This window comes from Burkholderia sp. Bp9143 (assembly GCF_003853645.1).
Lineage (GTDB): Bacteria > Pseudomonadota > Gammaproteobacteria > Burkholderiales > Burkholderiaceae > Burkholderia.
In genome coordinates this window covers 1-23,172 of record NZ_QTPO01000018.1, presented here as the reverse complement: position 1 = coordinate 23,172, position 23,172 = coordinate 1, and the positions used below count along the sequence as shown (strand labels likewise).

21 protein-coding genes and 1 pseudogene are annotated in these 23,172 nt (G+C 62.8%); 1 reads left to right on the top strand and 21 read right to left on the bottom strand.

Going from position 1 to position 23,172, the window contains the following annotated elements; all coding sequences use genetic code 11:
• Positions 1 to 97: 97 nt before the first annotated feature.
• The 18 genes from DIE23_RS15615 to hisD all read right to left on the bottom strand — a co-directional run bounded on the left by DIE23_RS15615 (position 98) and on the right by hisD (position 19,621).
• Positions 98 to 1,255, bottom strand: coding sequence for a porin (locus tag DIE23_RS15615; RefSeq protein WP_124612956.1), 1,158 nt, complete (start codon positions 1,253 to 1,255; stop codon positions 98 to 100).
• On the bottom strand, positions 1,237 to 2,415 hold the full coding sequence (locus DIE23_RS15610; RefSeq protein WP_124612955.1) for a DUF1624 domain-containing protein: 1,179 nt from the start codon (positions 2,413 to 2,415) through the stop codon (positions 1,237 to 1,239). The genes DIE23_RS15615 and DIE23_RS15610 overlap by 19 nt, the downstream gene beginning before the upstream one ends.
• Positions 2,416 to 2,726: 311 nt before the next feature.
• Entirely contained in the window at positions 2,727 to 2,930 is a 204-nt protein-coding gene (locus DIE23_RS15605) for a hypothetical protein (RefSeq protein ID WP_124612954.1), read from the bottom strand.
• Positions 2,931 to 3,103: 173 nt separating this feature from the next.
• Positions 3,104 to 4,171, bottom strand: a complete 1,068-nt coding sequence (locus DIE23_RS15600; protein ID WP_124612953.1) for a porin — start codon at positions 4,169 to 4,171, stop codon at positions 3,104 to 3,106.
• A gap of 438 nt (positions 4,172 to 4,609) precedes the next feature.
• A complete protein-coding gene (iolG, locus tag DIE23_RS15595) occupies positions 4,610 to 5,638 on the bottom strand; it encodes an inositol 2-dehydrogenase (protein WP_124612952.1) in 1,029 nt (342 codons plus the stop codon).
• A gap of 13 nt (positions 5,639 to 5,651) precedes the next feature.
• The gene (locus DIE23_RS15590; RefSeq protein WP_185646465.1) at positions 5,652 to 6,518 is read right to left on the bottom strand and encodes an SMP-30/gluconolactonase/LRE family protein; all 867 of its coding nucleotides are present in this window, start codon (positions 6,516 to 6,518) and stop codon (positions 5,652 to 5,654) included.
• Entirely contained in the window at positions 6,515 to 7,438 is a 924-nt protein-coding gene (locus tag DIE23_RS15585; protein WP_124612950.1) for a TIM barrel protein, read from the bottom strand. The genes DIE23_RS15590 and DIE23_RS15585 overlap by 4 nt, the downstream gene beginning before the upstream one ends.
• On the bottom strand, positions 7,435 to 8,547 hold the full coding sequence (locus tag DIE23_RS15580) for a Gfo/Idh/MocA family protein (RefSeq protein WP_185646464.1): 1,113 nt from the start codon (positions 8,545 to 8,547) through the stop codon (positions 7,435 to 7,437). Before DIE23_RS15580 ends, DIE23_RS15585 begins: the two co-directional genes overlap by 4 nt.
• Before the next feature lie 101 nt (positions 8,548 to 8,648).
• Positions 8,649 to 9,461, bottom strand: a complete 813-nt coding sequence (locus tag DIE23_RS15575) for an ATP-binding cassette domain-containing protein (RefSeq protein WP_124612948.1) — start codon at positions 9,459 to 9,461, stop codon at positions 8,649 to 8,651.
• Complete coding sequence (locus DIE23_RS15570; RefSeq protein ID WP_124612947.1) at positions 9,462 to 10,580, bottom strand: ABC transporter permease; 1,119 nt, start codon at positions 10,578 to 10,580, stop codon at positions 9,462 to 9,464. It lies immediately after the preceding gene.
• A 12-nt stretch (positions 10,581 to 10,592) separates the two neighbouring features.
• Positions 10,593 to 11,540 (bottom strand): substrate-binding domain-containing protein, encoded by a 948-nt coding sequence (locus tag DIE23_RS15565; protein WP_124612946.1) that lies wholly within the window; start codon positions 11,538 to 11,540, stop codon positions 10,593 to 10,595.
• 52 nt (positions 11,541 to 11,592) lie between these two features.
• A complete protein-coding gene (locus DIE23_RS15560) occupies positions 11,593 to 12,873 on the bottom strand; it encodes an MFS transporter (protein ID WP_124613033.1) in 1,281 nt (426 codons plus the stop codon).
• A gap of 145 nt (positions 12,874 to 13,018) precedes the next feature.
• The gene (locus tag DIE23_RS15555) at positions 13,019 to 13,789 is read right to left on the bottom strand and encodes an HpcH/HpaI aldolase/citrate lyase family protein (protein WP_124612945.1); all 771 of its coding nucleotides are present in this window, start codon (positions 13,787 to 13,789) and stop codon (positions 13,019 to 13,021) included.
• Positions 13,776 to 14,789: a hydroxyacid dehydrogenase gene (locus DIE23_RS15550; RefSeq protein WP_124612944.1), complete on the bottom strand. Its 1,014-nt coding sequence runs from the start codon at positions 14,787 to 14,789 to the stop codon at positions 13,776 to 13,778. The genes DIE23_RS15555 and DIE23_RS15550 overlap by 14 nt, the downstream gene beginning before the upstream one ends.
• Positions 14,786 to 15,613, bottom strand: a complete 828-nt coding sequence (locus DIE23_RS15545) for an NAD(P)-dependent oxidoreductase (RefSeq protein ID WP_185646463.1) — start codon at positions 15,611 to 15,613, stop codon at positions 14,786 to 14,788. Before DIE23_RS15545 ends, DIE23_RS15550 begins: the two co-directional genes overlap by 4 nt.
• Before the next feature lie 8 nt (positions 15,614 to 15,621).
• Positions 15,622 to 17,469, bottom strand: coding sequence for a 3D-(3,5/4)-trihydroxycyclohexane-1,2-dione acylhydrolase (decyclizing) (gene iolD / locus DIE23_RS15540; protein ID WP_124612942.1), 1,848 nt, complete (start codon positions 17,467 to 17,469; stop codon positions 15,622 to 15,624).
• Positions 17,470 to 17,511: 42 nt separating this feature from the next.
• Positions 17,512 to 18,255, bottom strand: a complete 744-nt coding sequence (locus tag DIE23_RS15535; protein WP_311767817.1) for an SDR family oxidoreductase — start codon at positions 18,253 to 18,255, stop codon at positions 17,512 to 17,514.
• Positions 18,256 to 18,289: 34 nt separating this feature from the next.
• Positions 18,290 to 19,621 carry a histidinol dehydrogenase gene (gene hisD / locus DIE23_RS15530; protein ID WP_124612941.1) on the bottom strand — a complete coding sequence of 444 codons (1,332 nt, stop codon included), beginning with the start codon at positions 19,619 to 19,621 and terminating at the stop codon, positions 18,290 to 18,292.
• 293 nt (positions 19,622 to 19,914) lie between these two features.
• Between hisD and DIE23_RS15525 the strand changes: the two genes are divergently transcribed.
• Positions 19,915 to 20,718 (top strand): IclR family transcriptional regulator C-terminal domain-containing protein, encoded by an 804-nt coding sequence (locus DIE23_RS15525; RefSeq protein ID WP_124612940.1) that lies wholly within the window; start codon positions 19,915 to 19,917, stop codon positions 20,716 to 20,718.
• A gap of 329 nt (positions 20,719 to 21,047) precedes the next feature.
• Here the strand turns inward: DIE23_RS15525 and DIE23_RS15520 are convergent, their stop codons facing one another.
• The 3 genes and pseudogenes from DIE23_RS15520 to DIE23_RS15510 form a co-directional block, all read right to left on the bottom strand.
• Positions 21,048 to 21,659: a glutathione S-transferase family protein gene (locus DIE23_RS15520; protein WP_185646462.1), complete on the bottom strand. Its 612-nt coding sequence runs from the start codon at positions 21,657 to 21,659 to the stop codon at positions 21,048 to 21,050.
• 124 nt (positions 21,660 to 21,783) lie between these two features.
• The gene (locus DIE23_RS15515; protein ID WP_124612938.1) at positions 21,784 to 22,764 is read right to left on the bottom strand and encodes a GlxA family transcriptional regulator; all 981 of its coding nucleotides are present in this window, start codon (positions 22,762 to 22,764) and stop codon (positions 21,784 to 21,786) included.
• A 28-nt stretch (positions 22,765 to 22,792) separates the two neighbouring features.
• Positions 22,793 to 23,086 (bottom strand): annotated as a pseudogene (locus DIE23_RS15510) (DUF2182 domain-containing protein); the annotation flags it as partial.
• Positions 23,087 to 23,172 lie beyond the last annotated feature (86 nt).

Genomic DNA, 23,172 nt, shown 5'->3' with positions numbered 1-23,172 from the left:
GGATACCGCAGCCGTCAGCTTGCCACCGGGCGGAATTGAGCGGCAGCAGGAGCGATGGTCAACGCGGCAGCCTGCATCCGGACCATGGCGAGGACGGCTAGAAGCGATGGCGCAATCCGGCATTCAGCCGGAGCTGGGACGATCCGTTTGCATCGATCCCGGTCGCACCGATGACAGCCTGCGCGGCACCACGTCCGTTCACGCCATCGGCATGCGCGTAACCGCCCATCGCGTAGAGATCGGTTCGCTTGCTGAGAAACAGGCTCGCTCCCGCGCTCAATTGTCGATAACGCGCCGCCGAATCTCCGGATGCATGCAACTGGTTGAACGCAACGACGGCCATGAGTGCCGGCGTAGCCTGCCAGACGCCATAAACGGAGGCGTTGCGGAACACCTGCGTGCGCGCGAACCGCGATGCCCCATCGGGCCGGTAGCGCGCGTCACTGTAGTAGCCGCCAAAGGTCATCGCACCCAACGCGTATTGCGCCGCGATGCGGACGATATGCGCGGAAGCCGCCGACGCATAGGCGGCATTGACGGCGCTGTTGAACAGTGAATCCGCACTGGACTCACCGCGTTTCCCGTGCATCTGATGACCGAGGTCGACGTGCAGATAACCGGCCGCAGCCGCGAACGCACCGCGCCGATACGCGACCGCCGCACCATGCGCAAGCCCGGAACCCGTCGAGCCCGGCACACCGTTGAGCGACACGAGCGCTGACGCCTGCCAGCCGGCCGTACGCGGGCTCGACCACTTGAATGCGTGATTCAACCGCGCGCTGGCGTCAGCGTTGTCGACGTCACCCGGTGTCGAGAATGTCTGGCCGAGATAACCGTCTCCCTGGAGCGGCTGCACGAGATCGGTCAGCGGGTCGTACAGCCGCCCGGCAATCAGTGTGTGCCCGCCGGACGTGCGCAAACCCACATGACTCTGGCGACCGAACAGCCGGCGGCCCTGGTTCGCTCGGCCGTTCACCGCATTGAAGCCGTTCTCAAGCTGGAACAACGCCGCCGCACCACCGCGCAGCGGCTCGACGCCCTTCACGCCAACACGCGAACCGGACAAGCTGCCGCTCTGCAGTTCGATTCCGCCGGCCGTGCCGCTGCCACGTGTGTAGACGACGCTCGTGTCGACAATCCCGTAAAGCGCGACCGACGATGCGCCCGCGTCGTCAACCGCCAGCAGCGCGAGCGCGACGCTGGCGTGCATCGCGGCACGCGGGCTCGTCCGGACGCTCACAGATACTTCAGCCATCCGATATCCTTGCGGCCTTGCTTGAGCCGCGCGAACCACGCAGCTGGCCAGTACAGCGGAACGATCAGAAGCGCCGCGGTCAGCCAGATGCCCCATAGCGCATCGAAACCGAAGTACTTTCCTTGATTCGCGCCGAACGTCGCGAGTGCGACCAGGTAGAGCACCTTGAGCACGTACAGGTGCAGCAAGTAGAAGAACATCGGCGCGCCACCGAGTATCGCGAGCCGCTGCGCGACAGGGCAACGGTCGCGCCGTTCGAACCATGCGAGCAACAGCAACGTGGCGCCCAGCGTTGGCAGCAGGAACATCAGCGACGGCGGATATTTCGTCGCGGCAAGGAAGCTCATCGTCGTGCGTAGCGCGTCACCGGTCGCGATCCATGGCTTGTCGCCATACACGTTCAGCCAGCGCAGCCCGACATAGGCGGCGACCAATGCGATGCCAGGCACGATCAGCCGTCGGGCCCGCGCGCCGGGCGCGACGCCACGCGCGAACCATGGGCCGGCCGCGTAGCCGAGCAGGATCACGCCGATCCACGGCAGAACGGGGTAGCTGGTGCGCGCTTTGATGCCATCCCACAGATCGACGAACGCGCGCTGATGCAGGATTGCCCACGGCACGAAGCCGGTCGAGTTCGGCTCGAGCCGGAAGCCATCGAGCAGGTTGTGCCCGGCGACAATCGCGACGCCAAGCACGAACTGCCCTGCCCGTGGCAGGCGCAACAGCGCCGCCAGTACGAGCATCGAAAAACCGATTGCCCAGATGACCTGCAACCAGAGCGTCGACGGCGGGAATTCCGCGGTCCACGCAAAGGACACGAAGGACAGCTCGAGAAAGATCAGGAATGCGCCACGCTTGACGAGGAAGGCCGTCGTGGTGGCGACCGGACGGTCGCGACCGTACAGCCATGCGGAGAGGCCGGTGAGGAATACGAACGCCGGCGCGCAAATCTGGCTCGTGAGTCGCGTGAAGAACAGCGACGGATCAACGCTCAGCGCATCCATCGGATCCGACACCTGTCGATGCAGGAAGAACGTTTCGCGAACGTGATCGATGAGCATCAGCAGCATCACAAGACCGCGCAGCGCATCGATCGCGATCAAGCGAGCGCCGCCGTTCGCTGGCGCAACAAGCGCAACAGGAATGGAACGAGGAGACATTGAGCAAAGGTACGGAGTGGAGAACGTCGAATCGGGACTTGTTCAACGGCCTCACCTGGGCAGTCAAAGCAACGAATCACGAGAATATGCGCGACCGATCGATTTTGAGATGATATAACATCTCATTACGTTTTGTAATTGTTTGCGCCGAACTCGATTCCCTTTGCCTTGCCGATTCGGTCGCACTTGGGCGGGAAGCGGCGCACCGTTCCCCGGCCATGGCCGTCAAGCGTGACAGCGTGCTTCTCTCACTTTCTGCCGGACACCGCGCAACCGGAAGCAAGCAGCCCCGACACCCTGCTCGCGAGGCATCAGTTATAGCCCAATATCGCAACCGAGGTGGCGTCTGCGCGCTCGGGTACGTTACCGGCGATCTTGGAAACGGGCCCCTCGAGAAGCTTCGCATACGAGGACGCGGGCGTTGAGGCGCTGTCGTTCGCCGCGCCAGGAAGTCTCGGCTGGCCGGTTGCGACGTGGCGGGCGAGGGTGTTCTCGAAAAGAATTCGCTTACTCATGATTTGTCTTGCTCCATGGGAGACTGCCGCGAAGCCGTGCCGTCGAGGTCGGAAAATAAGCGCGCTCGCCGCCGGTCCGATTCCTGCATGACCAAAGCGCCCCGCGAAAACGGGGCGCCCCGCCGATGAAGGACCGGCACCGACACGCCCGTCCTCCTGGCCTCCGTCACATTTCAGAAGTAGTGCATCATGCCGAAGTACCCGCCTTGCTGGTTGTGCCCCGGCAACGGCAAGGAATCCGCCGTTTCGACCGGGAAGTTTGACGTCCGGCCATTGAACATGGCGCCGAACGTCGCATACACGAACGTGCGCTTCGACAGGCTGTACGTCGCGCCGACCACCCCGAGGTTTCCGCTGCCGCCGCCGTGATTCGCGTTGCCGTGGTACCACCCTGCCTGGAATGCCAACGCGGCGTTCGCCTGATAGGTTGCCCCCAGCCATTCCTGTTCGTTCCGCGTGGCGCCCGACGGATTGTCCGAACTGACGACCGTATCGCGCCCGGATGAGACCAGCGCCTGATACCCCGTGTAAACCTTCAGCGCGCCGAACTGATAGGTACCGCCAATCATGTATTCGCGCGATGCGGTGTAGGGATCCGAGAATTTCCCGTTGGCGTCGCGGATCTCCTCGTAGACCCCGTATGCGTTGAAGTCACCGAGAGAATAGGCCGCGCTTCCGCTGAACTGCCGGCTCCCGCGGAAATTTCCGGCCTGGTTGCCGAAGCCGTTCTGAAGACGGAACGAGAAGCCTGCCCATTTCGGCGAGTTATAGGTCAACGTATTGGAACGCGAACCCCACGCACGCCCCTTGGCAAAGTTCGCGATACCCGTTGCCTGCTGCCCGAACGGGTCGAGATAGAATCCGGTCTCGTCGGTCAGACTCATGACCTGGCCTGCCCACACGCTTCCCCAACCGTCCTTGCCGAGGCCTACGTACGCGTATCGGTTGAACAGGCTTTGCCCGGGCAACTGACCCGTTCCGGCGGTGAACATGCTTTCGAGTTTGAATTCCGCTTTCAACCCGCCGCCAAGATCTTCCTTGCCCGTCAATCCCCACCAGCTGATCCCGTACTGATTGCTTCCGAAACGATAGTTGGTCTTTGATTGACCGCTTGGCGTCGCCACGTTCGTGACGAAATCAAGTCCGGAAGCAACCCGCCCGTACAGCGTCACGCTACTCTGCGCGTGAGCGCCGCATAATCCGGCGGACAAAATGAGGCCACACACCGATTTCCTGTACATTTCGTTTTCCTTAACGAAAAGATCTCCATTGACAACATCCTGGCCTCTAGCGGGCCGTTACAGTCACTTCAAAGCCACCACCATGTTCACGCGTTGAAGAGATTCGCCGTCAATATCGGAAAATTCCTCAATGCGTCTCTCAGTCATTTTTATCAGCCATCCTATTTAATTAGATGAAGACTGAATGATCCAACTGCAATGCGAGCCAACTGGTGGACGCCAGATGGCAATTCATGCGGCCATGAAATCGGATGATCAAGGCATTTCCACGGCCGGCATCCGGATCGGTCGATCATCCGAGACCGCTCGAGCGGCGACTGGCACCCGGGACTCCAGCCAGCCGGTCGACATCGTGCTGACTCGTCGAAAAATACGCCGCGGGCCTCCCCGGCACGGTGCGTCGAAGCGCGCCGGAGGAGGAACCATCGGATCGAATCTTCAGCGGTGCTCGCCGGAGCCGATGTCGACCACGACGATCCGCCCGGCCCTGCTGGACTCACGCGCCGCATCGGCAAGCAGCAGCGCGCGCCGACCGCTTTCTAAGTCGGGCGCAGCGCGTGCAGTGCCACACACGACGTCCAGGAACGCATCGAGTTCCGCCGCGTAAGTTGGCCAATAGCGTTCCATGAAGCCCGGGTTGAGCACGTCGCGGGCGGAGGTGGCGTGCGCCGAATATCGCTCGATCGCGGTGCGGCTGGGATTGGCGGAACATACCATGCCCTTCGACCCGAACACTTCCACCCGTTGATCGTATCCATAGGCAGCGCGCCGGCTGCAATCGATGCGACAAAATGCGCCGTTCTCGAATCTCAACGTCACTTGAGCCGTGTCGGAATCGCCCAGTTCACCGATCGCGGGATCGACCAGATTGCTGGCCATCGCGAAGACTTCGACGCGTCCTGTCGCGCCCGACAGCCATAACGCCAGATCGAAATCGTGAATCATCTGGTCGTGAAACTGGCCGCCGGAGACGGCAATGTACGCAGCCGGCGGCGGGCTCGGATCGCGGCTGACGATCGAGATGACCTCGACGTCACCGACCTCGCCGCGCCTGACCGCGTCGCTCACGGCGAGGTGCGTCGCATCGAATCTGCGCTGGAAGCCGATCATGATGGGGACGTTGCAGCCCTCGATCGCCTTCGCGCACATATCGACCCTCGACATGTCGAGATCGATCGGCTTTTCGCACAGAATCGCCTTCCCCGCCTTGGCCGACGCGACGATCAGGTCGACGTGCGTATTCGTCGCGGACGAAATCATGACCGCGTCGACACTCGGGTCCGACAAGGCCGCCGACGGCTGGTCGACTGCCCGTGAACCATATTTTTCAGCCAGCGCCGTCGCACGGGACAGATCCGTATCGACGACGTACGCGAGTTCGGCGCGCTCGTTCGCCGCGACGTTCGCAATGTGCCGCTCGCCCATGCGGCCCGCACCGAAGACGCAAATCCGTACTTTTTTCGACATGGTGATGTTCTCTCTAAAGCAACGCGAGTCGCGGCGACTGCGCGGGCACGGCGACATCGGCGACGAACAGTCCGCCCGCATGCGGGGCACTTTCGAGTTCTTCTTGCGTGTGCCTCACGCGCAGCGTCGTGATGAAAAGACGATTGCCGGCCGGGCCGCCCAATGCCACGCACGTGGGGCCTTTCGTCGGCAGGTCGATCCGATCCGTCACCGCGCCGTCGGCGGACAGGCGCACGACACATCCGCCCCACACGCGGGCACTCCAGTAGCCGCCCTCGCGATCCACGATGGCGCCGTCCGGCGAGCCGGGCGCCACCTGCGCGGCGGCCAGCGGCTCGATCTCGTCGAGGCTTGCGAACGCCGCGCCGACCTTGAACCGCCGGATGACACCGACGGGCGTGTCCGCGAAATACATGATCTGCCCGTCCGGCGAGAACGCGATCCCGTTGCTGATCGTAATGTCGCGAAGCAGCTGTCGCAGTTCGCCCTCGGGGGACAGCCGGTACAGGCTCGCCACGGGCTGCCTGTCACGCTCGTCGAAGGTACCGAACACGATCCCCCCGAACGGGTCGACCGCCGCGTCGTTCACACGGGTTTGCGCAAGGGCCGGCTCCACTTCCGTCACGGTGTCGAAGCGCGAGAATCCCGCGTCGACCCGGGCGATCCGGCTCGCCAGACCGACGATGAATCCGGCATCCTTGCGCGGCAAGATGAAACCGGCCCGCTCGGGCAGCGCGTACGACGTGACCTCCTGCGTGGAGGACAGCCGATGGATCCGGCTCTCCTCGATGTCCGTCCAGTACAGGCTGTCGTCGCGCGGATCCCAGACGCACCCTTCCCCCAGGGTATTGCGTGCGTCGACCAGACAGGTTGCATTCATGCGACGGACCTGCGTGCAGGCGCGATGCCGACCGATTCCAGATAGTCGTAGCTCTCGCGCGCGTTGTCGAAAGGCGACGCGGCGCCCGACGGATCGACGTCCTGCTCGACCACCGCCAGCCCCTTGTAGCCGATCCGGCTCAAGGCATCGCGCACGGCCACGAAATCGACGACGCCTTTGCCCAGCGGACAGAAGACACCGCGCGCAATCGCGCTGAAGAAATCGACACCCTCCGCGACGCATCGAGCGTGCACGTCGCGGTCGATGTTCTTGAAGTGCATGTGACCGATTCGCGAACCGTACCGCTCGATCAGTTTCACCGGATCGATTCCCGCATACGCCGAGTGACCGGTATCGACGCAGAGACCCACGAGGTCTTCGGGAAGATCACGCATCGCGCGATCGACTTCGTCCTCGAACTCGATGTAGCAGCCCGCATGCGGATGCAGATACGACTTCACGCCGTACTCGTCCCGTGCGATCAGCGCGATCTGAATGATCCGCTGCATCATCGCCCCCCACTCCGCATCGGAGAGCCGCGGCGCGGCGGCCGACTGCCCGGCCGTCCTGCCGCGTTCGGCGGACACGCAGTCGATGATCACCAGGCGCGGCGCATCGAGTGCCTTCAGGATTTCGCAGGTCCTGCGGGTCTTGTCGAGGACCTTCGGCAAGGCCGCGGCATCGGTGAGCGGATCGAACAGGCCGCCCGCGGACAGGCCCAGTCCGCGTTCGCGGAGTTCATGCGCGAGACGCACCGGGTCGGTGGGAAGATAGCCGACCGGCCCCAGGTCGATGGCCGCGAATCCCGAGGCGGCAGCCTCGTCGAGCACACGGGTCCAGGCCGGGTTTTCCGGTCGATCGGCAAAGTCCACGCCCCACGAGCAGGGCGCATTGGCAAGACGGTAGTTCGACGACATCATGCAATCTCCTCGGTGCTGGCCCAACGGTTCTGTTCGACGGAAGTCAGTACGGCTTCGACCACGCGGTCCACGCGATAGCCGAACGAAAAATCGGCGATCCAGCGTTGTCCGAGCGCGACGGACTCGATGAGGCGACGCGCCTCGATGATCTTGAGGTCGTTGTAACCGAGCGGATTCCCCTGCAGGCCGAAGAAGGCCGCATAGTCGGGATGCTCGGGTGCCGCCAGAATCCGCTTGTAGCCGCGCTCGGCCGGATCGTCGGTCTGTCGGTAGAAGTAGAGCTCGTTCATGCGCTCCTGATCGAACAGCAGCGAACCCTTCGTGCCCTGGATTTCGTAGGCGAGATAGAGCTTCCGGCCGGTGCCGATGCGGCTGGCCTCGATATAACCCGACGCGCCATTCTCGAAGCGACAGACGAACTGCGCCAGATCGTCGTTCTCGACCTTGCGCACCACGCCCGCGGCCGTCTTGCGTTCGGCATGCAGAACCTGACGGGTGCCGCATACCTCGGTGACATCACCGACCAGGTAGTGCGCGAGACTCAGCACGTGACTGGCCATGTCGCCCAGCGCGCCGGCCCGGCCGGCCACCGCGGCATCGGTGCGCCAGGTGAACGGAAACTCCGGCCCGACCATGTAGTCGTTGTCGAACATGCCGCGAAAATGGAAAATCTCGCCGAGCGCACCGGACTGCACGAGCTGGCGCGCATACGCTTGAATAGGACTGCAGAGGTAGTTGAAGCCGACCATGGTGACAACCCCCGCGGCCTCCGCGGCGTCCCGCATGGCCTTGGCTTCGGCGGCCGAGTTCGCCATCGGCTTCTCGCAATAGACGTGCTTGCCCGCCGCAATCGCGGCCAGCGCGATTTCCGGATGCACGTCATTGGGCGTGGTGATATCGATCACGTCGATGTTGGGATCGTTCACCACCGTGCGCCAATCCGTCGTCCAGCGGTCGACGCCAAAACGTTGCGCGAAGTCGCCGGCTGCTGCCTCGCTCACGTCTGCCACTGCAACAATCTTGAGTGTTGCGGGTTCGGTACCGAAAATGCGTGTCGCACTCTCGAACGCTGCCGCGTGCGCACGCCCCATCCAACCGGCGCCGATCATTCCGACTCGAATCACTGACATTTCAAACGTTCCTTGAATCTGGTTTTGGAAACAGCGGGCTTCGGACGAGCAACGTCCTCCCCCCACGTGAATGGCCTTACTCAATGCGATACCGCATCGCGACTGCGACTGATGCTGCTTTCGTTGACATCGTTGGCAATTTCGTTGAGCTCGTCGCCTCCGCCCATCAGGTTGTAAAGCTCTTCGAGGGTCACGTCGCCGCGCTTGCGCGTCTCGAGCGTCGTGCCGCGCTTGAGAATGACGAACCGATCGCCCACGGTATGCGCGTGACGCACGTTGTGCGTGATGAAGATCACGCCCAGCCCCTTTGCCCGGACCTGATTGATGTAGCGCAGCACCATCGCGGTCTGACGCACACCGAGCGCCGAGGTCGGTTCGTCCAGGATCAGGACCTTTGCGCCGAAGTAGACCGCACGGGCAATCGCCACGCACTGCCGCTCACCGCCCGACAGCGTGCCGACGGCCTGCTCCGGATCGCGCACGTCGATACCGATCTTGAGCATCTCCTCGCGCGTCACCTTGAGCGCATGCTGCGCGTCGAAGAACTTGAGCGGTCCGAAACCCTTCTTCGGTTCGCGCCCCATGAAGAAATTGCGCGCGATCGACATGAGCGGAATCATCGCGAGATCCTGATACACCGTCGCAATGCCCTGATCCAGCGCATCCCGTGGACTGTCCAGCTCGACCGGCTTGCCGCTGACCAACAGTTCACCGGAGGTCGGCTTGTGTACGCCGGACAGCGTCTTGATCAACGTCGACTTGCCTGCCCCGTTGTCACCCAGCAGGCACAGGACCTCGCCCGGGTACACCGTCAGCGACACGCCGTTCAGCGAGATCACCGAACCGAAGTGCTTGACGAGATTGCGAGCTTCGATAAGTGGCGTGGCTTCCATTTAACGCTCCCCCGTCGCGCGCTTGCGCACGACATTATTGAAAAGCACGGCCACGAGCAGCATGGCGCCCAGGAACACCTGGTACCAGTCCTGGTCGATGCCCGTGTAACTCAAACCGATGACCACCATGCCGAAGATGAGCGAGCCGATAAACGCGCCGATGACGGAGCCGTACCCACCCGTCAGCAGGCACCCGCCGATGACCGCCGCGATAATGGCCTCGAACTCTTTCTGGAACCCGCGACTCGCGTCGGTGGATCCGGCGTCCAGCACCGTCAGCACCGCGACCAGCGCGGCGCAGCAGGCCGTCGTCATGAACAGGATGAGCTTGACGCGGGTGACCGGCACCCCCGAATTGCGGGCCGCTGCCGTGTCGCCGCCGACCGCGAAGATCCAGTTGCCGAAGGTGGTCCGGACCAGGATGACCGTCGCGACGATGGTCAGGCCGATAAACCACAACACCGAAACAGGCACGCCTTTCACGCTCGGCTCGCCATTCGGGAACGTCGCGATCAGGTCGTGCTGGGCGAGCCAGCTGAACAGCCCTGTCAGGGCATTGCCGGAGAACACGTGAACGAGCCACGAGCCATCCGCTGCTTCGGTGATGTCCCGAAGCTGGGTCAGCCCGCCCGTCGCCTTCTTCAGGCCCACCAGCGTGAGCCCGCGCAGCATGAACAGAAACGACAGCGTCACGATGAAGGATGGCAGCCCGGTGCGCAGAACGATCTGCGCGTTGATCGCGCCGAACAGGGCCGCCACCAGAAACGTGACACCGATCGCGATGACGAGCGGCAGGTGGAACACCACCAGACAGGTGCCGAAAACAAGCCCCGCAAACGCGATCATCGATCCGATCGAAAGGTCGAACTCCCCGCCGATCATGAGCAGCGCCGCGCCGATGGCCAGAATGCCCAGTTGCGAGGCGGGCGTCATGAAGTTCATGATCCCGGCGACCGAAAACATCGAGCTGCTTGCCGTCGCGAAGAAAAACAGACCCACCAGAATGAGGCCCGCCATTGCGCCAAGCTCGGGGCGCCGCATCAGGCGCCGGAGCTGCGAGACGTTCTTGAGTCGCTCATCCGGCATGGCTGGCGCTCTCGAAGCACGAATGTGTTGCATGGTTTCCTCCTGTTACCGGATGGCCTTCGCGGACAGACTCGTCACGCGCTGCGCATCGGCTTTGGTGATGAACTTGGGCCCCGTCTCGATGACCTTGTTGGTCGGAAGCAGGCCATAGCGGATTTCGTTGACCAGCAAGACCGTGCCGAGGTAACCGAACAGATAGGGCTGATGCTCGACGGCGAAGAGCGCCCTGCCTTCGGCCACATCTTTCAGAAAGCCCGGCGAGAGATCGAACGACACCACCTTCAGATTCGCGCGCTTCGACTCCTGTGCGGCGGCCACGGCCGGCTCGCCGGACTGACCCGCGCTCAGCGCGACGACCGCGTCGACCGAGGGATCCTGTGCGAGCGCGGCAGCGACCTTGGCCTTCACCTGCTGGAAGTCGGCGGTCGTCGGCAGCACCGTCACATTGCCGCCGAATCCGTCCTTCACGCCGCGGCAACGATCGTCGAGCGCCGTATTGCCCACTTCGTGATTGATACAGATGGCCTTCTTCAGGCCCAACGCCTTCAGGCGCTCCCCTACCGCCTTGCCGGCCGGGTAATCAGGTTGTCCGATGTGAAGGAGCGTGCCGAACTTCGCTGCCACATCCGCGCCCGAGTCCACCGAGATCACCGGGATGCCGGACGCCACGGCGTTTTTGATTGCACCGCTCAACGCGTTTGCATCTGGGATGCTGACGATGATGCCCGCCGGTCGTTGATTCACGGCCGCATTGATGAGATTCGACATTTGCACCATGTCGAACGTAGGCGGGGAACGGTACTCGACGGTAACGCCCAGCTGTTTGGCTGCGTCGTTGGCGCCGTGCTTGACGATATTCCAGTACGGATCGCTCGCGAGGCCATGCGTGATCAGAATGATCTTCTCCGACTCCGCGGCACCGGCATGCGCCGCGGCGACCGCCAGGGTACCGGCCAGCACGAGGGTCTTGAGTTTCTTCCATGCATTCAACATCTTCGTCTCCTGATATCGATAGTTTTTCGGTCTACGACAATTGATGGGCACGTTAATGCGCAATACCTCCGGTTCGAGCAGTCTGAGCAGATGAGCAGGCCGGCATGGCATCCGTACCCTCTCGTCCGCGCCGGGCCAGCATCACCAGCGTCCCGCCCAGAACGATGAACAGACAAACCGCCGGCATCAGCATCGGCGCCGCGGCGCTGCCGGTCTGGTTGCGAATCCACGGCGCGAGGTTTTGCGCCAGGAAGCCGCCCATGTTCCCGATCGAGTTGATTGCCGCGATTCCCGCCGCGGCCCGTGCGCCAGACAGGAATTCGGCTGGCAACGTCCAGAAGCACGGCACGATGATGTACATGCACGGAGCGGCCACGCACAACGCTGCGAATCTCCATGCGTTGTTCGGGAACAAGGCACTGCACACGAAGGCGACGGCGCCGATGGAGGCGGCAATGGCGATTCCCTTGAGCAGCTTCGCTCCGCTTCCCATACGCTTGGGAAGCGACATCAGGATCGCGGTCACGATCAGCCACGGGATCGTGCCGAGCAGTCCGTTCGCCGTATTCGACACGCCGAACCCTTTCACGAGGGTGGGCATCCAATAGCTCACTGCCGCGATCGACATCGACACCATCATGAAATAGCCGGAGAGGAGCAGCACGCGGCGATCGACCAGAACCTTGAGCACCGGGCCGTGCGCCGGATGTCCCGCCGCATCCTTTTTCAACTCCTGGGCAAGCCACGCCCGCTCGTCGTGACTGAGAAACCGGGCCGCGGCCGGACCGGCGGGCAACAGGAAGCACGTGACGAACGCCAGGGCGACGGGCGGGAGACCGGTCGCAATGAATACCCATTGCCAGCCATGCAGCCCCCAGAGTCCTTGCAGGTCGAGGAGCGCGCCGCAGATCGCGGCACCGGACATGTTGCCGACCGCGCTCCCCAGCACGAAGTAACCCATGATCCTGGCCCGATGGCGCGCCGGGAACCACAACGTTATGTAATAGATGATCCCCGGATACAGGCCCGCTTCCGCGGCACCGAGCAAAAAGCGCAAAACGTAGAACATCGGCGCGTTGCGGGTAAAAGCCAGCATCAGCGTCACCGCACCCCAGGTCAGCATGATTCGCGCGAGCCAGCGCGGTGCGCCGACGCGATACAGCGCCATGTTGCTCGGCACCTCGAACAGCAGGTACCCGATAAAGAAAAGCGATGCACCGAGTCCGTAGCTGACCTCGCTCATGTGCAGGCTATCGACCATCTGCAGCTTGGCGTAGCTCACGTTCTGCCGGTCGATGTACGCCATGAGGTAAAGCAGCCCCAACAGCGGCATCAGATGCAGCGTCAATCGATCGATCAGTCGCTTTTCATTGACAGTCTCGTACACGTCTCCTCCACTCACTTTGATCGGGCTTCCGCCTTCAACGCTGTTCGGCAAGCTCACCCGTCCGTCGATGCCGCTCGCCGTGACGGATTTCTTATGTCCGGTGATGCTGGCGCGCCGCCCGCACCTCGGCCGCCGTCGCCGCCTTGAGATGATTGGCATCGCTATTGGGCACGACGAAATCGAATCCCTGCGCGGACCAGCGTGCAGCGACCGCGCCCGACGGGCAGAAAATGCCGAGATGCTTGTTCTCGCGCCGGGCAGCTTCCCTGCATCGTTCGATTGCCGCCAGCACGACCGGATCGGTCGGGTCCGAGGCCGTGCCCTTGCCCAATGTCAGTCCCAGGTCGTTGGGCCCGATGAAGATGCCGTCCAGGCCATCGACCGCAACGATCTCCTCCACTGCATCGAGGCCGGCGACGGTTTCGATCATGGCCAGGCGAACGATGGTCCGGTCCGCGTGCTCGAAATAATCCGGACCGCCATAGAGCAGCCCTCGGGACGGACCGAAACTACGGTCGCCGTGCGGCGGATAACGTGTCGCGGCGACGAATGCGCGCGCCTGCTCCGCGTTGTCGATCATCGGGCAAATGACGCCGTAAGCGCCCGCGTCGAGGGCCTTCATCAGCAGCGCGGGATCGCAATCCGGAACCCGCACGAACGGCGTCGCGGGCGTGGCGGAAATGGCCTGCAGCATGCCGATCATCGTCTGAACGTCGGTCATGCCGTGCTGAAGATCCACCGTGACGCAATCGACGCCGCTCCACCCGATCATTTCGGCGCTGTAGCTATTGCCGATCGACAGCCACGCCGATACCGCGGCGGCGCCGCGTTCCCAGCAATCGCGCACCTTATTTGGACGCATTGGACACCTCATCATTGAGAACCGAACGATTCACGACCAGCGCGGGATCGAGATTCCCGTCGAGGCCGGCCAGCGCATTCCTCACCGCCATCACGCCCATGCCGATCAGGGCTTCAGTACTGAGCGCCGCCGAGTGCGGACTCAGCACGACGTTTTTCTCGCTGGCAAGCGGTGAATCGGCGGAAAGCGGCTCGACCGCGAACGTATCGATACCCGCTCCGCGCAGATGCCCATTCCTGATCGACTCGGCGAGCGCCGCCTCGTCGACGATGCCGCCACGCGCGCTGTTGATCAGAACGGCGCCTGCCGGCATCAGCGCGAGCTCACGCGCGCCGATCAGGTTGCGTGTTTCAGGTGCGAGCGGCACGTGCAGCGTCACGATGTTGGCGCTTGCCAACCCCTCGTCGAGGGTGTTCGCGAACGCAACACCCGGGAAATTCGCCTGCTTCGCGAACGGATCGAAAACGAGGACGTCCATGCCGAAGGCTCGCGCTCGCGCGGCAACCTCCTGACCGATTCGCCCATACCCGATGACAAGCAGCCTGCGGCCCCGCAATTCGAAGCACGGAATCTTCGCGCGGGCCGAGAAGTCTCCGGCGCGCACCGCGGCATCCAGCTGGATCCCCGAGCGCGCGACCGCCAGCATCAGGAACAGCGTGTGTTCGGCGACCGAATTCGAATTGACGTCGCCGACGACGGTCACTGGTATGCCCCGTCCGGTGCAGTATTCGACCGGGATATTGTCGTAACCGACACCGTGGCGCGATACGATCCGAAGCCCCGGAGCGGCGTCCAGAACGTCGGCGGGCAACAGCGCGTCGCGCACCGTGATCGCATTGGCGTCGCTCACGTGCTTCAGCAGGTTCTCGCGCGAGAAATCGGTCACGACCTCATAGGTGACGTCGGCTCGCGCATCGAGCAGGCGAAGCGCTTCGGGATGGAGCGGTTGGATGCAAAGTATCTTTTTCATGTCTGTCTCATGTGTCACCAGCGGTCTCACCAGCGCGCGCCGAAAAGCGGCACCGACGCGCCCGTCGGAACGAACCGTTCGCGTAGCGCGGCGCCCCGGTCTTTCATCAGGTTTCCTGCAGTCAATATCGGCCGGTGGGACTGGACCGGCAGGTAGCCGATCGTGTCCTTCGCCTCGTCCAGATCCCACCGGCTGCCGTGATTGCGGGACACGATATTGAGAACCGCGGCGCCTTCGTACGGACTCGATACGGACCGGATGACCGCTTGCGCCCAATCTTCGTTACCCAGCCACATTTCCTGGCCCCAACGCCCGAACGCCATATGCGGGCCGGGCACGTTCGCACCGGGCTGGCAGTAGCCGATGCGCAGCGAGATGACCGACATGCCGGTGCGCTCGGCGGCAGCCAGACCGTAGCGCTCGACGAAAAGCTTGGACGCGCCATACGGATTGACAGGCCGCGGGCTGAGTCCGCTGGTCAGCCGCTCGTCGCCGAAGCGATACCCACCCAGCACCCAGTTCGAACTGGCGAAGACGAACCGCCTGACGTGCGCCTCCTCGGCCGCACGAAAAACGTTCAGCGCCAGTTCGATGTTCAGCCGCGTGATCGAATCCCACGAGCCGACCGGCTTCGGATCGGCCGCCAGATGCAGCACGGCATCCACCCCGTCGAAGTGTTGCGCCCACGAGCGGTCGAAGCACTCGAGATCGGCCGTGATGACGTTCGGGTCGCCCGTCGAATTCCGCCCGATACCCGTGACTTCGAGGTTGTCGAGCGTGTTCAACGCTGCCATCGCCTTCGCTCCGAGGTTTCCAGTCGATCCGGTCACCAGAACGCGCTTAGCCGCAGTCATGGCGCCTCCTAGATACCTTTGCGCTGATGGGCACGCTGCGATTCCTGCGCGTTGCGGGCTTCTTCGATCGATGCCCGACGCGTCACCTCCGGCATGCCCACATCCCACCAGGAGCCGCCTTCGGCCCATTCGTACGGATGCGTGCGAATCGCGATGACATAGGTTCGATCCGCTTCTCGCGCGCGCACGAGCGCCGCTTCGAACTCGGCGATCGTCGTGACATTCTCCGAGAGCGCCCCCATCGAGCGGGCATGCATCGCGAAGTCGATACGCGGCACATCGCCGGAACGCTTCGACGACGCAAAGAGATTGTTGAACTCGGCGCCGCCCTTGCTCGTCTGCAAGCGGTTGATGACGGCGAACCCGCCGTTGTCGCACACGATGCAGATGAACTTGTTCCCGGTCAGGACCGACGAATAAATGTCGGAATTCATGATCAGGTACGAGCCGTCACCGAGCATGGCGAATATCTCGCGGTCCGGATTGGCGATCTTCTGCCCATACGCGCCGGCGATTTCGTACCCCATGCAGGAAAAGCCGTACTCGGACTCGAACGTCCCCACGCCGACCGACTTCCACGTGCAATACAGTTCCCCGGGCAAACCGCCGGCTGCCGAAACGATGACGTCGGTCGGCCGGGCATTGCGTTGAACGGCGCCGATGACCTGCGCGTAGTTCGGCACCGGCTGCACTCGAAACGCCGTATCCCGCTCGACGATGGCGTCCCACAAAGCCTTTTCCTCGACGGCACGCGCGCCCCACGCCGCCGGCGCGGTCCACCCCTCGAGCCGCCGGCTCAATCCGTTCAGCGAGAGCTTCGCGTCGCCGACGACCGGATGCGCCATATGCTTGTTGGCGTCGCAGCGGTTGGTGTTGAGCGAGACGAACCGGACGTCGCCATTCCGGAAGACGCTCCACGACCCCGTGGTCATGTCGGCCAGACGGGTGCCGATGTTGATGACGACGTCGGCCTCCGCCGCGATCCGATTGCCTGCATGGCCCCCCATCACGCCAATCGAAGCCAGGTTGAGACGATGCTCGTGCAGAAGCGCCGAGCGGCCCATCACGGTCTCCACGACTGGAATGCCGAACGCGTCGGAGAACCGGGCGAGTTCCTCGCAGGCGCCCGAGTAATGAACGCCGCCGCCGGCAACGATCAGCGGCCGCTTCGCATTACGAATTATCTCGGCTGCTTCGTCGAGCTGAATGTCGGGCGCCTGATAGCGCTCGATGCGATGCACGCGCTCCTTGAAGAACTCGACCGGGTAGTCGAACGCCTCGCCCTGCACGTCTTGGGCAAGCGAAATCGTGGCGGGCCCGCAATCGGCCGCATCGAGCAGCAGCGATACGGCCTGCGGCAGCGAGCTGAGGATCTGCTCCGGGCGCGTGATCCGGTCGAAGAATGCCGACACCGCCTTGAACGCATCGTTCGTGGTGATCGTCAGGTCGTGGAAATGCTCGACCTGCTGCAGCACCGGGTCGGGAAAACGCGACGCGAAGTTGTCCCCGCACAGGAGCAATACGGGCAGGCGATCGGACAATGCAACGCCCGCGGCGGTGACCATGTTCGACGACCCCGGGCCCACCGACGCCGAGCAGACATGGATCTGCTTGCGCCGCCGGGCTCGAGCGTAGGCCACGGCCGCGAGCGCCATGGATTGCTCGTTCTGACCGCGATAAGTCGGCAGCGTGTCCTGGACCTCTTCCAGTGCCGAGCCGAGGCACGTGACGTTGCCGTGCCCGAAGATGGCGTGCACGCCCGAGAACAGCGGCAGCACTTCCCCGTCCGTATCGATCTTCTGCGCGATCAAAAACCGGACGATGGCTTGTGCAAGGGTCAAACGAACCGTTTCCATCCTGATTGTCTCCAAATGATTTTGTTGGGGGGCGCGCGCGGGTCAGCTCGTGGTCGTCCAGCCGCTGTCGAGCATCAACGCGGATCCGGTCATCAGCGCCGACGCATCGGAGGCGAGAAACACGACCGCGCCCATGATGTCTTCGGGTACGCCGAGGCGGCCGAGCTTCAGCTTGCCGAGCACGAAGTCGCGAAATGCACTGTCGGCGAAAAACGGCTTCGTCATCGGTGTTTCGATAAACGTCGGGCAGATCGTATTCACGCGTATCCCGTGCTCGCCCAGTTCGGCCGCGATTGCCTTGGTCATGCCTTCCACCGCGTGCTTGGTCGCGCAATAGACGGTTCTGCGCGCCGCACCGACGTGCCCCATCTGGGACGACACATTGATGATCGAGCCCGGTCGCCCTTCGCGCACCAGCTTTCGGGCCACCGCCTGCGCAACGAAGAATGCGGCGCGCACATTGACGTCGAACACGAAGTCGTAGTCGCTCGCTTCGGTATCGAGGAAGGCGGCCGGCCGGTTCGTTCCGGCGTTGTTGACGAGGATGTCGAAGGCGGCCGAGCGCTCGAGCCAGGCCGAAGTCGCATCCAGGTCAACAACATCCAGCGCGACGCCGCTCGCCTCGCCTCCAGCCTCGCGAATCGCCGTCGCCGCCTCGTTCACCTCCTCCGGTGAGCGGGCCGCCAGAACCACTTCGGCACCCGCCGCGGCCAACGCACACGCAGCGGCAAGGCCGAGGCCGCGGCCCGCGCCCGTGACCAGCGCACGACGGCCATCCAGACGCATGGAAGGAGTGACTGGGAGCATCATGATCGTCCGCTCAGCCGATTGCGTTCGCCGCGGTGCGGGGAGCGGCGGTATAGGGTTTGACGTCCAGACCGCCGAACCGGCGCAGGCGGATATTCGCCTGCTCGCCGTGCCCGGCGAACCCTTCGAGCGCACACAGACGCGAGCAATACTCGCCGACCAGGGTCGTCGCCGCGTCGGTCTTCACATACTGATAAGTGCAGGTCTTGAGGAACTTGCCGACCCACAACCCGCCGGTATAACGCGCCGACTTGAGCGTGGGGAGCGTGTGATTGGTGCCGATCACCTTGTCGCCATACGCAACGTTGGTCCGGGGCCCGAGAAACAGCGCGCCGTAGTTCGTCATGTTTTCAAGGAACCAGTCGTCACGGTCGGTCATGACCTGCACATGCTCCGATGCGATGCCATCGGCCACGCGCAGCGCGTCTTCATAGTCGTCCGCAACGATGATCTGGCCATAGTCGTTCCACGCCGCACGCGCGGTCTGCCCCGTGGGCATCAGGTCGAGCAGGCGCTCGATCTCCCGCTGGGTGTCGCGTGCCAGCTGTTCCGAAACCGTGAGAAGGATCGCAGGCGAATTCGCGCCATGCTCCGCCTGACCCAGAAGGTCGATCGCGCAAATTTCGCCGTCGACCGTGTCGTCGGCGATGACCAGCGTTTCCGTCGGCCCCGCAAACAGGTCGATGCCGACTCGCCCGAACAGTTGGCGCTTCGCCTCGGCGACGAAGGCATTCCCCGGCCCGACCAGCATGTCGACCGGCTGAATCGTCTTCGTACCGACGGCCATCGCCGCGATCGCCTGAATGCCGCCCAGCACGTAGATTTCGTCAGCACCCGCCAGATGCTGCGCGGCGACGATCGCCGCCGCCGGCTTGCCCTTGAACGGCGGCGCACACGTCACGACACGCTTCACGCCAGCCACCTTCGCCGTGAGCACCGACATATGCGCCGACGCGAGAAGCGGGTATTTCCCGCCCGGCACATAACAACCGACCGAATTCATCGGAATGTTCTTGTGGCCGAGAAATACGCCGGGAAGTGTCTCTTGCTCGACATCGAGCATCGACGCACGCTGGATTTCCGCGAAGTTGCGCACTTGCGCCTGCGCAAACCGGATGTCCTCGAGTTCGCCTTCCGACAACTCGCTCAGGCATGCCTGAATTTCCTGGTCGGTCAACCGGTAACTCTCGCGATCGAGGCCGTCGAACCTGATCGACATTTCCCGCACCGCCTCGTCTCCGCGGACCTCGACGTCGCGAATCGCGTCCTCGACCGTCTGCCTGACCTTGCTGTCGATCTCGCGTCGCGCTGCTTCGTCCATGCCCTGCTTGAGCCAACGTGCCATTTCGTTCGTCTCCTGAAAAGTTCATCGTCTACATGCGGTTGATGAGTTCAGTGTAGGAGTGGCCCCGATCAGTGTCAACATATCGCGCGCTTGTGCGTTTATCGCACATGAATCGCTCGACACACGTGAAATTCCCACGAGATGCCCGTCCTATAAGGAGCCGTATGGATTTTTTCAAACCTGATCCGGGGCCGTTCGGTTCAATGTTTCCGGGAAAACACCTAATATTTCGCACGATTGCGCGTTTATCGCACGCATGAGACAATCGGGCACGACATTCGGTATCGGCGGCTATGGACTCGACCAAGGAATTACAGAAGCAGGACTTCGCCCAAACCCTCGCGAGAGGCCTTGCATGCCTCGAGGTGCTGGCGGATGCGACTGCCCCGTTGGGATGCAGCGAAGTCGCGACTGCAATGGGCGTGAGCCGCGCGGCGGCACGCCGCATCCTGCTGACGCTCACGCATTTGGGCTACGTTGCCGAAGACCGAGGCGAATACAATTCGTCGCCCAAGGTGTTGTCCCTGGGTCGCGGCATGCTGGCGAAAGGCAGCCTCTGGAGCACGGTTGCGTCGGAGGTTCTTCAATTCGCCGACCGGCTCGATGACGCGTGCTCGATCTCCGTGCTGGAGGGGCTCGACATCCTGTTCGTGTGCCGCGACGCGACACGTCGCATCTTTACGTCACGGCTCGGCATTGGCGACCGGCTTCCCGCCCATTGCTCGGCGAGCGGCAAGGTTCTCCTCGCCAACCTGCCGGAAGCGGAACTGGATCGACGGCTGGACGGCGTGACGCTGAAGGCGCAAGGCCCGGCGTCGATCACGGACGTTGCAACGTTGAAGATTGCCCTGCAACAGGTCAGGACGGTGGACTACGCACTGGCGATCGATGAAATGGAACCCGGGACGCTGTCGCTTGCGGTCCCGCTGCGGGAACGGACAGGCAGGGTCATTGCCGCAATGAGCTTTGCCTCTCACAGGTCGAGGCGCACGCCCGAGGATCTGTCGGCCAACGTTCTACCCGACCTGCGTGATGCGGCTAACCGGGTGGAAGCAACCGTCCGCGACTTCCAGGATCGCGGATGGGTCATCATCTAGCATCGCGCCGCGGGGCAGGGGTAAACGCATTGCCGTCTGGGCGACGGTTCAAAGCGAGTGCGTTCGGTAGACGATGCAGCGAATGGAGGGATCGGCGATGCGCCCTCCTTTCGGCGCGGCCATTCATTCGGCCGCAACGGCCGGTTGCGCCGCTTACGAGAATGGTCGACTCATTCATGGTCTTGATCCTTTCGAACATTAAGCACATATGCTCGTGTTAGTCACTATTGGTGCATATGCACGTATGTGCAAGTTCTGTTTCCCTTGATATTTCGTGCGCAATGCGGGGCAGCCATGCGGCGCCTCCTGGAGCGTAGATGAGGGGCGCACTAGAAAGCCCCCATGCCACGGATGACAGCGGGCCGCGTATTGATCCTCGCGTACCAGGCGGCGAGCAGAGGCAGCCTCGTCCAGTCGAGGTCATGCCTCGCGGCAAAGACACTCGTGTAGGCCGCGATGTCGGCGAGCGTGAAACTGTCACCTGTCATGTATGGGGCGTCGCTGAGGAGTTCTTCGGCCTGAGCGAGCGCCTCGATGGAGCAGCGGGCGAGTAATCCGGCGCTGTGTTTGTGGCCGTCTTGTGTTAGCGAGAAAGCACTGCCGCTGGGCGCGATAACTTTAGTAATGGAATAGAACAACCGATCGAAAAACAGGCTTGCTGCCGGCCCCGCGTCGGGCATTAGTCGTTCCCGACTTCGGCTCGTTGCATGCAGCATGATCGCATTCGACTGGGTGAGGACGAGATCCGGCTGCGCATTCCGTGCTTCGACCATGACCGGGACGAGGCCACGTGGGTTAAGCGTTCGAAACGCTGCAGTCTTGTGCTCTCCGGCTCTCGGATCCACCCGGATGACAGAATACGAAATGCCAGCCTCTTCCAGGGCAATAGCCGCCCTTCGACAGTTGCCTGTAGCCGCTCCGTAAAGACGTACAGTTGCCATGGCCGAATCTCCTAGGAGGCCCATCGTTCCAGCCCCTCAATCGGTTGAGGCAAGCGCACCTTCAGGTGTCAACCGTGGCCGGCCGTCAAAAACAGGAAGGGCGCCGCATCAGCATATCCGCGTCCTACGAGTGGCCGACCTTGAACCGTCGGCGATATTCACCGGGCGTGAGCCCCGTGACCCGGACAAATACTCGTCGGAACGCGCCTGCGTCACCGTAACCGACGTCCCAGGCAATCGTCTCGATGGGGGTCGTACTGAATTGCAGCAACTCGCGCGCTTTTGCTACTCGCAATCTTTGACAGTAGTCGACTGCAGTCAAGCCTGTCGCCTTCCGGAATCGACGCAGGAACGTTCGCTCCTCCAAAGCGGCATGCGAAGCGAGCGCCGCGAGAGTCACATCTCTCGCCCCCGTGGCCTGCAACCAATGTTGCACCTTGAGTACCGCAGCGTCTCCATGATTCAGGTTGGGAGAGAAGGCGCTGTAGTAGCGTTGCTCGCGCCCCGGGGGATCGACCAGCAGAAAGCGCGCGGTCTCGGACATGATGGTTGGCCCAAGAAAGCGATCGACCAACTTCAACCCGAGATCGACCCACGCCATCATGCCGCCCGCGCTGATGAAATCGCCGTCATCGATGATGAGTCTGTCGACGTCGAGACGCACCTTCGGAAACCGCTGCCGGAAAATGTCGGCATGGGCCCAGTGCGTGGTGACCGATCGTCCCGCCAAAAGACCCGTTTCCCCCAGAACGAAAGCTCCCCCACAGACCGAAGCAAGTGTTGTCCCCACGCGATGGCGATTCACCAGCCAGTCGACGAACAGCGCTGCGTCCTCTTGCGATACCGGGCCGCCCAAGGAGGGAGGCAAGATAAGCACATCAGGTGGCACGTTGGCGCCGTTCTCATTAGAGGGACTCCGAACTGGCGTGGCACCCGGCTCCTCGATTTGCCATTGGCTAACTCTCAGAAAGGCCTTTTCCTCGCGATGGTGCTGCTTGGCGAAACGGTCTGCGACATCGAAAAGATCGGTCAAACCATGGACAGCCGCAAGCTGCACACCCGGATAAAGAACAATGCCGATTTCCATGACGGGACGTAATGCCATATGTAGTAACTCGACTCCGGCCACGTGGTCAGAGGGCGCGACAGAGGCCGGCGAATATCATTGGATCCTTGAGAAGCGGCGCCGTGCCGGGAGAAACGGCGATCCAGATTCCCATGGCCCAAAGAAAGCACGCGATCGGGAGCGTTAGCTTTTTGCCCTGCGGCAGAACCTTTTCGGCGAACATAAACACAGTCAGTAGCGCCATCCACGTGAGGCTCATGGCACCAACGGCGAACATCACCGCCATTAGCGCCCAGCAGCAACCGACACAGACCAGCCCATGTCGCACGCCCATGGCAACAGCACCGACGTTTCCTTCGCTCCAATAGCGTAGAGAGCGTCAAGCAGCACGGCCGGTCAGCGACAACTATTTTGGCCGGTCAACGGGGTAGTTGTCGTTGGGTATCA

What these genes read in the sequence shown, in the direction of transcription:
- iolG (WP_124612952.1), bottom strand. Translation starts at nt 5,638, where the DNA reads ATGTCGAAAAAAGTACGGATTTGCGTCTTCGGTGCGGGCCGCATGGGC.
- DIE23_RS15605 (WP_124612954.1), bottom strand. Translation starts at nt 2,930, where the DNA reads ATGAGTAAGCGAATTCTTTTCGAGAACACCCTCGCCCGCCACGTCGCA.
- DIE23_RS15520 (WP_185646462.1), bottom strand. Translation starts at nt 21,659, where the DNA reads ATGGCAACTGTACGTCTTTACGGAGCGGCTACAGGCAACTGTCGAAGG.
- DIE23_RS15515 (WP_124612938.1), bottom strand. Translation starts at nt 22,764, where the DNA reads ATGGCATTACGTCCCGTCATGGAAATCGGCATTGTTCTTTATCCGGGT.
- DIE23_RS15580 (WP_185646464.1), bottom strand. Translation starts at nt 8,547, where the DNA reads ATGATCGGCGCCGGTTGGATGGGGCGTGCGCACGCGGCAGCGTTCGAG.
- DIE23_RS15525 (WP_124612940.1), top strand. Translation starts at nt 19,915, where the DNA reads ATGGACTCGACCAAGGAATTACAGAAGCAGGACTTCGCCCAAACCCTC.
- DIE23_RS15570 (WP_124612947.1), bottom strand. Translation starts at nt 10,580, where the DNA reads ATGCAACACATTCGTGCTTCGAGAGCGCCAGCCATGCCGGATGAGCGA.
- DIE23_RS15610 (WP_124612955.1), bottom strand. Translation starts at nt 2,415, where the DNA reads ATGTCTCCTCGTTCCATTCCTGTTGCGCTTGTTGCGCCAGCGAACGGC.
- DIE23_RS15615 (WP_124612956.1), bottom strand. Translation starts at nt 1,255, where the DNA reads ATGGCTGAAGTATCTGTGAGCGTCCGGACGAGCCCGCGTGCCGCGATG.
- DIE23_RS15545 (WP_185646463.1), bottom strand. Translation starts at nt 15,613, where the DNA reads ATGACTGCGGCTAAGCGCGTTCTGGTGACCGGATCGACTGGAAACCTC.
- DIE23_RS15565 (WP_124612946.1), bottom strand. Translation starts at nt 11,540, where the DNA reads ATGTTGAATGCATGGAAGAAACTCAAGACCCTCGTGCTGGCCGGTACC.
- DIE23_RS15590 (WP_185646465.1), bottom strand. Translation starts at nt 6,518, where the DNA reads ATGAATGCAACCTGTCTGGTCGACGCACGCAATACCCTGGGGGAAGGG.
- DIE23_RS15585 (WP_124612950.1), bottom strand. Translation starts at nt 7,438, where the DNA reads ATGATGTCGTCGAACTACCGTCTTGCCAATGCGCCCTGCTCGTGGGGC.
- DIE23_RS15535 (WP_311767817.1), bottom strand. Translation starts at nt 18,255, where the DNA reads ATGCGTCTGGATGGCCGTCGTGCGCTGGTCACGGGCGCGGGCCGCGGC.
- DIE23_RS15600 (WP_124612953.1), bottom strand. Translation starts at nt 4,171, where the DNA reads ATGTACAGGAAATCGGTGTGTGGCCTCATTTTGTCCGCCGGATTATGC.
- DIE23_RS15575 (WP_124612948.1), bottom strand. Translation starts at nt 9,461, where the DNA reads ATGGAAGCCACGCCACTTATCGAAGCTCGCAATCTCGTCAAGCACTTC.
- DIE23_RS15555 (WP_124612945.1), bottom strand. Translation starts at nt 13,789, where the DNA reads ATGCGTCCAAATAAGGTGCGCGATTGCTGGGAACGCGGCGCCGCCGCG.
- iolD (WP_124612942.1), bottom strand. Translation starts at nt 17,469, where the DNA reads ATGGAAACGGTTCGTTTGACCCTTGCACAAGCCATCGTCCGGTTTTTG.
- DIE23_RS15560 (WP_124613033.1), bottom strand. Translation starts at nt 12,873, where the DNA reads ATGCCGCTGTTGGGGCTGCTTTACCTCATGGCGTACATCGACCGGCAG.
- hisD (WP_124612941.1), bottom strand. Translation starts at nt 19,621, where the DNA reads ATGGCACGTTGGCTCAAGCAGGGCATGGACGAAGCAGCGCGACGCGAG.